Origin of the sequence: Dactylosporangium sp. NPDC006015 (assembly GCF_040614215.1) — a bacterium.
In the GTDB taxonomy this organism is placed as follows: Bacteria; Actinomycetota; Actinomycetes; order Mycobacteriales; family Micromonosporaceae; genus Dactylosporangium; species Dactylosporangium maewongense.
In genome coordinates this window covers 213,643-222,914 of the sequence record NZ_JBEXUD010000009.1, presented here as the reverse complement: position 1 = coordinate 222,914, position 9,272 = coordinate 213,643, and the positions used below count along the sequence as shown (strand labels likewise).

The following is a 9,272-nucleotide window of genomic DNA, read 5'->3' as shown; positions in this document are numbered from 1 at the left end:
CACCGCTCAGCCCCACCAGACGGAGTACACGCTGAGCACCTCGGTGCCATGGTTCTCGATGCGGTGTGCGGTGTCCGGCGGGATCCTCAGCACGTCTCCGCCGCGGACCTCGGCGGTCTCGCCGCCGCAGGTGAAGCGGCCCACGCCGGCGCTGACGAGCCAGATCTCGTGGGCGTCGTGCCGGTCCACCTGGGTCGCGCTGCCCGGGCTGACCGTCCACCAGGACGCCTGGAACGGCGCGGTGGGCAGGTCGGTGGCGGACGTCAGGTCGATGAGGTGCAGCTCGTCGCCCTCGTCGGTGCGCTCCGTCAGCTCCTTGGCCAGTGACACGATCAACGGTGCGTCCTTTCCGTCTGCGGATGAGCCCGCGGCACCGGCGGCCGGCCAGAGGGCGGACTCCGCGGCGCCGGTGCGGTAGACCTCGCGGCCCAGCAGGCTGTTGACGATGGTGGCGCTGCGCCACGGCCCCAGGCTGAGGTTGGGATCGGCGATGCCGTGCGTGTGCTCGGCCCCGTTCTGCAGGTAGATCGCGCCGAGCGCGGCGCCCTTCCAACGCACGCTGTAGTCCAGGTTGGTCTTGACGTCGGCGAGGTCGTCGGCGCCGAGCAGCGGCCGCAGGAAGTCGGGCACCACGTGCCGGTAGCCCGTCGCCAGGACCACCAGGTCGGCGTCGAGCGTCTCGCGCTGCCGGGAGATCAGGTCGTCGAGCGTGACCCGCAGGCCCTGGCCCGTCCTGGTCAGCCCGACGAGCTCGGTCGAGGTGCGCAGGCGATACGCGACCCGTGCCGCGCTGAGGTAGTCGACCTCGTAGAGGCGGCGGTAGATGCGCTCCAGCAGCCCTTCGGAGATGCCGTTGCTGGCGGTGCGCTGCCGCTCCAGCAGCCGCCGGCGCACCTGGTCGGGCAGCTGGAAGTACTGGTGGACGAACTGGGGGTTGAACCACTCGTTGGCGAAGGCGGAGTCGTCCAGCGGCAGGAACCCGTGCTGGCGGGCGACCCACGTGATGTGTGCGGGCAGTTCGTCGCCGCGGCCCAGCAGGTGGTCGACGATCTCGGCGCCGCTCTGGCCGCCGCCCACCACGACGACGCGCCGGCCCGCCGACGGCGGGTCGGCCGTGCCGAACTCGCTGGCGTGGATCACCTGCGGCCCGAGCCCGGTGGCGCACGCGGGCACGAACGGCTGGTGGCCGACGCCGACGACGAGGTTGCGGGCGCGGACCTGCCGCTGCTGGCCGACGCGCACGACGAAGCTGTCGCCGTCGTGCTCGACGGCGCCGACCCGCTGCCCGAACCGGACGAACGGCAGGCTCCGCGCCACCCAGGCGTAGTACTGCTGGAACTCCTCCCTGGTGACCGGTGCGTCGCGCCGGGCGATGAGGAAGCGGTACATGCGCTGGTGCTGGGCGAGGAAGTTCAGGAACGAGTAGCGACTGGTGGGGTCCACCGTCGTCACCAGATCCTTCAGGAACGACACCTGTAGCTGCGCACCGGGCAGCAGCATCCCGGGGTGCCAGGAGAATGACGGCCGGGCCTCGAGGAAAACCTTTTCCACGTCGTCCAGCGGTGCGAGCAGCGCGGCCAGGCTCAGGTTCGAAGGCCCGAGTCCGATACCGCAGAGATCTAATACATCACTATCGATAGACATCAATGCGTTATTGCCGAATCTTGGCATGCAGTCAGGCCCTTTCGCGCACGTGAATACACCACGTCACCGCCCGCCATCAGGGCAGCAGTGAGCGGAACCTCGACACAGAGGGCAGGAGGTCGATCAAGAAATCACGGGACGCGGAAGCTCCACGGCGACTGCGGCGGCTTCTCGGCGCGCAACGTCAGCGCCGGCACAATGATCCGAAAGGCAGACACGCGATATCCCCCGATACTTTCGCTGGTGTCGAGGCCATCCTCCTACCGTCACCGCCCGCCACCAACTGTCTCGGAGTGGTTTTCATATCTCGAACCACCAGCGGTGGGGCATTGACAGCTCCCGCATGTGTGAGTAAGGCAGGTCAGCGGAAGGCGCGGCGGTACGCGGCCGGGGTGGTGTTCACGGCGCTGCGGAAGCGGCGGCGGAGGTTGACCGCCGAGGAGAGGCCGACGCGCTCGGCGATCGTCTCCACGGGCAGGTCGGTCTCCTCGAGCAGCGCCCGGGTGCTCGCGATGCGCCGGTCGAGCAGCCACCGGCCCGGTGAGATGCCGAGCTGCTCGTGGAAGTGCCGGTTGAGCGTCCGGGCGGACATCCCCGACTTCGTGGCCATGTCGGCCAGGGTGAGCGGGCGGTCGAGGTTGGCGGCGATCCAGTCCAGCAGCGGCGCCAGGGAGTCGGGGACGGGGCCGGTCGTCGGCAGGGCCGGGAACTGCCGCTGGTGACCCTCGCGCTGCGGGGCGGCGGCGAACTGGCGGCCGATGCGCATCGCGAGGGCCGCGCCGTGCTCGCGGCGGACCTGGTTGAGGCACAGGTCGAGCGTGGTGGCGGTGGCGCCGGCGGTCGCGACGTCGCCGTGGTCGACGTAGAGCACGGTGTCGTCGGCGCGGACCTTCGGGTAGTTGCGGGCGAGCCAGCCGGTGATCTCCCAGTGCGCCGCGGCGGTGCGGCCGTCGAGCAGGCCGAGGTGGGCCGGCAGCTTGATGCCGGAGCTCACCGCCACGATGCGGGCGCCCCGCGTGTGGGCGGCCAGGACGGCGTCGCAGGTGGCGGGGGTGAGCGACGGGGAGGGGCAGCCGGCGATGAGGATCGTCCCGGCGTCGTCCAGCGCCTCGAGCCCCCGCTCGACGACGATGTCGACGCCCATCGTGGTGCGGACCGGGCCGGGGTGCTCGGCGCACAGCTCGAACTCGTAGTGCCGCGGGATGTCGGGCCCGTGGTCGCCGAAGACGGCCGACGCGCAGGTCACCGGGTACAGCTCCTGCCCTTGCCCGAGGAGGGCCACCACCCGCTGACGCATGGCACGAATGTACCCAATGATGTCGCGCCGGACGCCTGTGCACCCGTGGCGCCGCGGCAAGAATGGGTGATCATGGAGTGCTACCGATGACCGCCGTCCTGGCGGAGCCCGTCCTCACGAAACCCCTTTGGAACAGGGACTTCACGTACTACTTCGGCGCGCGGGTGGTGTCGCTGCTGGGCGACGCGATGATGCCGGTCGCCGCCGCGCTCGCCGTCGGGGCGATCTACGGCGTGTCGGGTGTTGGGTACGTTCTTGCCGTCTGGACGGCGCCGTTCGTGCTCTTCGTGGTGTTCGGCGGCGTCTTCTCCGACCGGATCGGCGCACGGACGATGATGGTGGGCGCCGACGTGGTGCGCGTCGCCACACAGGGTGTGGTCGCCATCGCGTTCTTCGCCGGTACGCCGCCCCTCTGGCTCCTGCTGGCGACCTCGGCCCTGGCCGGCCTGGCGGCCGCGATGTTCCAGCCCGGCGTCAACGGCATGGTCCCGCTCGTCGCGACGGACCCGCAGCGCGCCAACGGTACCCTCAAGATCGCCGACGCGGCGACGCAGCTCGGCGGCCCGGTCCTCGCGGGCCTGCTGATGACGCTGACCGGCCCCGGCGCGGTCTACGCGGTCGACGCCGCGACCTTCGTGCTCAGCGGCGCGTGCCTGGCCCTGATCGGCCGGACGCCCAGCGGTGCCGCCGGCCGGACCATCGGCTCGACGGTCCTGCACGACCTGCGTCGCGGCTGGACCGAGTTCCGCTCCCGCAGCTGGATGTGGTCGGTCATCGTGGTCTGGCTGTTCTTCGGCGTGTTCGTGTTCGGCCCGTACATCCCGCTCAGCTCCCGCCTGATCGGCGACCGCCTCGGCGACGCCGCGTACGGCTGGACGATGGCGGGCCTCGGCTGCGGCACCGTCCTCGGCGGCCTCATCGCCATCCGCCTGCGCCCCGCCCGCCCGCTCGCCGCGGGCGCCGCCGGCCTGATCGGCTTCGCCTGCATCCCGCTGTCGGTCGCCCTGCAACCACCGTTGCCGCTCCTGATCGCGGGACACCTCCTCGGCGGCGTCTCATGGGCCTTCTGGTCGGTGATGTGGTCCACCAGCGTGCAGACCCTCGTCGCCCCCGAGGTCCTCAACCGCGTCACCGCCTACGAGGTCGCCGGCTCCGTCTCCGGCGTGGCGGTCGGCCAGGCCCTGGTCGGCCCCGTCTCCACCGTCGTCCCCCCGCTGGACCTGTTGTACCTGTCGACCGCGGTGACCGTCTGCGTCTGCGCCGCACTGCTCCTGATCCACCCGGTCCGCCGCCTCCACCGCGCCTGACCCGCCGCAAGGCATCGCGCCCGGCGTCCGGGGAAGGGCGGGCCGGTCAGGCGCCGAGGGCGGGGGCGGGTTGCCAGCGCCAGCGGGGGGCGCAGTCGGGGTCGTTGGCGGCGAGGACGGCGCGGAGGACGCCGTCTGGGTCGCAGCTGTAGAGGCCTGAGCTCCAGACGTTGTTGACCTCGAGGACGGCGAAGTCGCCGGCGTCGGTGCGGCCGACGTCGATGACGGCGGTCGGGGGCACGTCGCCGTCGGGGAGGGCGGCCAGCATCAGGGCGACGAACGTGGCGGCCTCGTCGTGCCAGGAGGCGCGGTGGTGGCGCAGCGTCGGGCTCCACTCCTCGCCCTCCACGACGTACGGCGACCAGGCGACCGGCTCGCGGCCGATGGTGAAGACGCGGTACTCGGAGGCGAGGTCCAGCCAGTGGTCCATGATGATCAGCGTGCTGTCGGCGGGCAGGCGGGCGCTGCGCAGGCGGTTGCGCAGGTCGTCGGCGTCGCGGACCCAGGCGGCGGAGAAGGCGGGGTGCTTCTCGTCGGCGAGCTTCGCCACCGCGGGGCGGGGGCCGACGAGGTCGGGGGCCTCGCCGACGGTGACCAGGCTGACGTCGCGGCCGGTGACGTCGCGGGGGAGGCCGGCGAACCAGCTCGGGTTGGCGCCGTGCAGGCGGATGTCGACGCCGCCGGCGATGAGGGTGGTCAGGTAGCCGCCGGCCGCCCGCCAGGCCACGCCGTCGGCGGAGCGCAGTCCGGTCACCTCGGCGGGGTCGCCGGGGAGCTGGGCGACGGGCAGGCCGATCCGGCGCGCGGCATGGGTCATCGCGGCACTCGCCTCAGGCGAGCGCACACGCATGGCCAACGTCCGGAACTGCCGCACCCGTACATCCTGCCAGCGAGGCCCATCAGTGTCGCTGCCGGTCGGCGACCCGGGCCGAGATCGGCATATCCGCAGTACGCGCCGCCATCACAGTGACACGTTGGGGGACATCGGGGCCGATCGAGCCAGACAGACAGTACAAATCGGGCATTGTTCGTCGTATGGCAACGGACCTGCTGTCCCGGCTGCGCCGGCTGGCTCCCACCGCGCCGCAGGATCGTCCCCGTGAGGGTGTCGTGGTGCCGCCGATCGTGCGGCGCGCGCGGGCCCGCCGGCGGCGGCGTCTCGCGGCGACCCTGACCCTCGTGGTCGTGGTGCCGGTGGTGACGGCGGTCAGCACGTACGCGAAGGATGTCGACCGCGGCGTGCACGTCCTCGGCGTCGACCTCGGCGGCCACTCCCGCGGCGAGGCGGTGCGGCTGCTGCGAGACACCCTCCGGCAGCGGGTCACCGCCCCGGTCGCGGTCCGCGTCGGCACGGCCGGCGCCACCGTCGACCCCGCCGCCGTCGGGCTGGTGCTGGACGTGGAGGCGACCGTCGAACGCGCCGTCGCCGCGACGCCCGGTCCGTTCGCGTGGCTGCACGGCGGGGTCAGCGTCGCCCCGGTCGTCCGCGCCGACGCGACCCGGCTCTACGAGGCGCTGATGGCGCACCTCGGCACCCAGGGCGACGCCCCGGTCCTGCCCGCGGTCCGCTTCGACAAGCAGCAGCCCGTCGCCGTGTACCCGGTCAGCGGCCGCGGCATCGACCGGCACAAGGTCGGCGCGATCATGGAGGCGGGCTGGCTGCGCCGCGGCACCGTCGACTTCCCGGTCGTGGACCTCGTGCCGCGCAGCACCAAGGCCGACGTCGACCGGCTGCTCGGCGAGCTGGCGACGCCCGCCGTCGCCGCGCCGCTGGTCGTGGCCACGCCCCGGGGTGAGGTCGCCGTCCCGGCGACGGCGATCGCGGCGGCGCTGAAGCTGGAGTCCGACGCCGACGGGCTCATCCAGCCGTCGCTGGACGTGGCCGCCCTGCGCAAGGCGGTGCCGGCCTTCGGCAAGGTCGAGGTCGCCGCGACCGACGCCACGTTCACCGTCGAGCGGGGCCGGCCGGTCGTGCGGCCGCAGGTCGACGGCCAGCAGGCCGACCTGGTGGCGGCGAGCCCGGCGATCCTGGCGGTCCTGCGGACGTCGGCGACACCGCGACGGGTCGAGGTGGGGCTCACGGCCAAGCCGGCCGCCGTGACCGCGGCGCAGCTGGGCGCGCTCGGCGTCAAGGAGCAGCTGTCGACCTTCACCACGAAGTTCGTCGCCGGGCAGCCCCGCGTCGTCAACATCCGCACCATGGCCGAGGCCCTGCGCGGCGCGGTCGTCCTGCCGGACCAGACGTTCTCCCTCAACGGCCACGTCGGCCAGCGCACCCACGCCAAGGGCTACGTCGACGCCCCCGGCATCGAGGACGGCAAGATCAAGAACTCGCCGGGCGGCGGCGTGTCGCAGGTCGCGACCACCCTGTTCAACGCGGTCTTCCACGCCGGCCTGCAGGACGTGGAGCACCGCCCGCACACGTACTGGTTCGACCGCTACCCGTCGGTGATCGAGGCGACCGTGGTGTACCCGTCGCTGGACCTGCGCTTCCGCAACGACTCCCCGACCGGGGTGCTCATCGACACCGCCACCACCGACACGTCGGTCACGGTCACCCTGTACGGCACGAAGCGCTACGACATCGCCCTCGAGTACGGCCCGCGGACGAAGCTGGTCCAGCCGCCCACGACGTACCTCCGCGAAACCGACTGCAATCCCACCGACGGCCTGCCGGGCTTCACCCAGGAGGCGTGGCGCGTGTTCAAGCAGGGCGGCAAGGAGCTGCGCCGGGAACGCTTCTCCTGGCGCTACGACCCGGAGCCGCACTTCATCTGCGGCACCGCCCCGGTCGCACCCGCGGGCTGACCGGCCGGGCCGCCATCGAGCGGTCGGTCAGGACGGCCGGTCGCCGTCGGTCAATCAGCCAGGACGGCCGTGACGGCGGCCAGGGCGGCGGCGGACTGGCGGCGGCCGGCCTGGGCGGCGGTGGCGCGCTTCGCGGGGTCCAGGACGTTGCGGCCGATGGCGGCCCTCGCCTCGGCGTCGAGGGTGACCACGGCGGAGCGGACGGCGGGGCCGAGCGCGGCGAGCTCGGTGGCGACCCGGCCGGAGCGGCGCAGCGACGTGGTCGTCGGGGCGAGGACGACCACGCGGTCGTACCCGCGCGCGAGGTGGGCGTTGGCCGCGGAGCGCGAGCCGCCGTCCATGTACCGGCGGCCGGCGATGGTGACGGGTGGCCAGACGACCGGCACGGCGCAGCTGGCCGTCACGGCGGAGACGAGGTCGACGCCGCTGTCGCGGTCGAAGACGACCTCCTCGCCGGTCTCGGTGTCGACGGCCGTGATGAGGAGCCGGGGGCTGTCCGGCCAGTCGTGGCTGGGGAGCCGCCCGGCGATCACGTCCCTGCGGCTCTGCTCGGGCACGGTTTCGGCGGTACGGGCGGCGTGCCCCAGCCGTCGCAGGGCCTGCCGGTCGTCGCCGGGGCGCAGGCCGGCCGACGCGTAGCGGAGCATGGTGCCGACGCCGAAGTGGGCGGCGATCTCACCCGTGGCGGGGGCGAGCTGGCGCTCGTAGAGCTCCTCCAGCGGCCTGCCGCTGGTGATCTGGGCGCCGGCGACGGAGCCGGCGGAGGTGCCCACGACCAGGTCCGCCTCGGTGAGGTCGACACCGGCGGCGGCCAGCCCGGCGATCATCCCGATCTCCCAGGCGACGCCCGTGACGCCGCCCCCGCCCAGCACGAGCGCAAATTTGGAGTCATCGACCATCCGCCAACTGTAAGGTCCCCCAGATGCGTGAGCTCGTCGTGCTGGGGACCAGCAGTCAGGTGCCGACCAAGGCCAGGAACCACAACGGGTACTTCCTGCGCTGGGACGAGGAAGGCATCCTGTTCGATCCCGGTGACGGGACCCAGCGGCAGATGACGAGCGTGGGGGTGGCGGCGAGCGACATCACCCGCATCTGCGTCACGCACTTCCACGGCGATCACTGCCTCGGCCTGCCGGGGGTGATCCAGCGGATCTCCCTGGACAACGCGGCCCGGCCGGTGGAGGCGTACTTCCCGGCGAGCGGCCAGGTGTACTTCGACCGCCTGCGGCACGCGTCCGTTTTCTACGACGCCGCTACGATAAATCCGGTCAAAGTTGATAAAGGCGGGCAAATCGCCACAGCGAAGAACTGGGTGCTGGAAGCGCGGCAGCTGGACCACGGGATCGAGACCTACGGCTACCGGCTCGTCGAGGCGGACGGCCGGCGCATGCTGCCCGAGCTGCTCGAGCGGCACGGCGTGCAGGGGCCCGCGGTCGGGGCGCTCCAGCGCGACGGCAGCGTGACGGTCGACGGCCGGGCGGTGGCCGTCGAGGACGTCAGCGTGCCGCGACCAGGTCAGCGCTTCGCGTTCGTCATGGACACCCGCCTGTGCGAGGGCGTGTACGCGCTGGCCGACGGCGCCGACCTGCTGGTGATCGAGTCGACGTACCTGGACGCCGACGCCGGTCTGGCCGCGGCGCACGGGCACCTGACGGCTGGTCAGGCGGCCCGGGTCGCGGCCGAGTGCGGGGTGCGCACGCTCGTGCTCACCCATTTCTCACAGCGGTACGACGACCCGACACGCTTCGCCGAGGAGGCGGCGAGCGTGTTCGGCGGTGAGGTCGTGGTGGCGGAGGACCTGACCCGGATCCGGGTGCCGGCCCGCCGCCCCTGAACGACCAGGGACCTCACCGAACTCAGTCGCACTCGCGGCAGACCGGAGCGCCGTTCTTCTCGCGGGACAGCTGGCTGCGGTGGTGCACGAGGAAGCAGCTGGAGCAGCGGAACTCGTCCAGCCGCATCGGCACGACCGGCACGGTGAGCTCCTCGTCGGGAAGCTCCGCCCCGGGCAGCTCGAAGCCGGTGTCGCTGTCGTCGACGTCGACGGACGGCGACTGGGCGTTGGCCCGCCGGGCGGTGAGCTCCTCGAGGCTGTCCTCGGCGAGGTCAGTGCCGACGGGGTGGCGTGGCGCGTCGTAGTCGGTGCTGATGGCCATGGCGTTCACCCTCTCTTGGTGACTGTGGTTGTGTAACGAACGCCGCCGGCCTCGGATGTG

8 protein-coding genes are annotated in these 9,272 nt (G+C 72.5%); 3 read left to right on the top strand and 5 right to left on the bottom strand.

Going from position 1 to position 9,272, the window contains the following annotated elements; genetic code table 11:
- Positions 1-6: 6 nt before the first annotated feature.
- Both ABZ321_RS18580 and ABZ321_RS18575 read right to left on the bottom strand, forming a co-directional pair.
- A complete protein-coding gene (locus ABZ321_RS18580; RefSeq protein ID WP_354892593.1) occupies positions 7-1,644 on the bottom strand; it encodes a SidA/IucD/PvdA family monooxygenase in 1,638 nt (545 codons plus the stop codon).
- Between the two features lie 361 nt (positions 1,645-2,005).
- The gene (locus ABZ321_RS18575) at positions 2,006-2,941 is read right to left on the bottom strand and encodes a helix-turn-helix domain-containing protein (protein WP_344498242.1); all 936 of its coding nucleotides are present in this window, start codon (positions 2,939-2,941) and stop codon (positions 2,006-2,008) included.
- An 86-nt stretch (positions 2,942-3,027) separates the two neighbouring features.
- On the opposite strand from ABZ321_RS18575, the gene ABZ321_RS18570 reads away from it, so the two are divergent.
- Positions 3,028-4,248: an MFS transporter gene (locus ABZ321_RS18570; RefSeq protein ID WP_344498244.1), complete on the top strand. Its 1,221-nt coding sequence runs from the start codon at positions 3,028-3,030 to the stop codon at positions 4,246-4,248.
- 46 nt (positions 4,249-4,294) lie between these two features.
- Here ABZ321_RS18570 and ABZ321_RS18565 read toward each other — a convergent pair whose 3' ends face one another.
- Positions 4,295-5,065: an ATP-grasp domain-containing protein gene (locus ABZ321_RS18565; protein ID WP_344498246.1), complete on the bottom strand. Its 771-nt coding sequence runs from the start codon at positions 5,063-5,065 to the stop codon at positions 4,295-4,297.
- A 218-nt stretch (positions 5,066-5,283) separates the two neighbouring features.
- Between ABZ321_RS18565 and ABZ321_RS18560 the strand changes: the two genes are divergently transcribed.
- Complete coding sequence (locus ABZ321_RS18560) at positions 5,284-7,056, top strand: VanW family protein (protein ID WP_354892588.1); 1,773 nt, start codon at positions 5,284-5,286, stop codon at positions 7,054-7,056.
- 50 nt (positions 7,057-7,106) lie between these two features.
- On the opposite strand, the gene ABZ321_RS18555 is transcribed toward ABZ321_RS18560, so the two are convergent.
- Positions 7,107-7,955 (bottom strand): patatin-like phospholipase family protein, encoded by an 849-nt coding sequence (locus ABZ321_RS18555; protein WP_344498250.1) that lies wholly within the window; start codon positions 7,953-7,955, stop codon positions 7,107-7,109.
- A 23-nt stretch (positions 7,956-7,978) separates the two neighbouring features.
- Between ABZ321_RS18555 and ABZ321_RS18550 the strand changes: the two genes are divergently transcribed.
- Positions 7,979-8,890 (top strand): ribonuclease Z, encoded by a 912-nt coding sequence (locus ABZ321_RS18550; RefSeq protein WP_354892585.1) that lies wholly within the window; start codon positions 7,979-7,981, stop codon positions 8,888-8,890.
- Between the two features lie 22 nt (positions 8,891-8,912).
- On the opposite strand, the gene ABZ321_RS18545 is transcribed toward ABZ321_RS18550, so the two are convergent.
- On the bottom strand, positions 8,913-9,206 hold the full coding sequence (locus ABZ321_RS18545) for a DUF4193 domain-containing protein (RefSeq protein WP_344500656.1): 294 nt from the start codon (positions 9,204-9,206) through the stop codon (positions 8,913-8,915).
- Between the last annotated feature and the right edge of the window lie 66 nt (positions 9,207-9,272).